The sequence below is a fragment of the Streptomyces sp. NPDC059455 genome (assembly GCF_042750115.1).
GTDB lineage: Bacteria > Actinomycetota > Actinomycetes > Streptomycetales > Streptomycetaceae > Streptomyces > Streptomyces endocoffeicus.
This window is the reverse complement of sequence record NZ_JBHYVB010000496.1, coordinates 1-1,092: the sequence shown is the minus strand read 5'-3', so window position 1 is coordinate 1,092 and position 1,092 is coordinate 1. Positions and strand designations below refer to the sequence as shown.

The following is a 1,092-nucleotide window of genomic DNA, read 5'->3' as shown; positions in this document are numbered from 1 at the left end:
TGTCTCACATTCGGTGGTAACGGAGAGTCGTGAGGGTCGTTGACATTCCCGTGAAGAATGTCAACGAGCTCGTGCAGACGGTGTTTTCGGGGCTGTCCCCGCTGGTCATAGAGGGGGTCACCGACGAGGGCGAGCGGATCGTGGTGCGAGCCCGGACGCCGACGGAGGCCGCGGTCTGCCCGGTGTGCGGGGCGCCGACCGGGCGAGTACACGGATATCAGCTGCGGACGGTGGCCGACGTGCCGGTCGACGACCGCCGGGTGGTGGTCCGTGTGCGGGTCCGGCGCCTGGTGTGTCCCACGCGCGGCTGCCGCCACACCTTCCGCGAACAGGTGCCCGGAGTCCTGGAGCGATACCAGCGCCGCACCGCCCGCCTGACCAGGCAAGACAAGGCCGTGGTCAAGGAGTTAGCGGGCCGAGCGGGTGCACGCCTGTTGGCGGTACTCGCGGTGGGCCTGTCGCGTCACACGACCCTGCGCACCCTACTGCGCATCCCACTGCCCACCGGGCGGACACCCCGTGTGATCGGCGTCGACGACTTCGCCCTGCGCCGACGGCACCGCTATGCCACCGTGGTGATCGACGCCGAGACCCATGAGCGGATCGACGTGCTGCCCGACCGCACCGCCGACACCCTTGAGGCGTGGCTGCGCAAGCACCCGGGTATCGAGGTCGTGTGTCGTGACGGCTCGGCGACCTATGCCGAGGCCATCCGCCGCGCCCTGCCCGACGCGGTGCAGGTCGGAGATCGCTGGCATCTGTGGCACAACCTGTGCGACGCCACCCTCAGCGAGGTGAAGGCCCACAGCACCTGCTGGGCCACCGTACTGGACGCACCCATCTACGACGGGCCCGCGCACAGACCACCCTCGAACGCTGGCACCAGGTCCACGACCTCCTCGACCAAGGCGCCGGCCTGCTGGAATGCGCCCGCCGCCTGCAACTCGCCCTGAACACCGTCAAACGCTACGCCCGCGCCGACCAGCCCGAACGGATGCTCCGCGTCCCCAAATACCGCGCCAGTCTCGTCGACCCCTACCGCGAGCACCTGCGCAAACGCCGAGCCGAGGACCCCGCCGCCCCCGTCAAGCA

Annotated in this window: 1 pseudogene; it reads left to right on the top strand. The window is 69.7% G+C overall.

Annotation, left to right across the window (positions count from 1 at the left end):
• Positions 1-44 precede the first annotated feature (44 nt).
• A pseudogene (locus ACFXB5_RS53795) lies at positions 45-1,092 on the top strand (ISL3 family transposase); the annotation flags it as partial.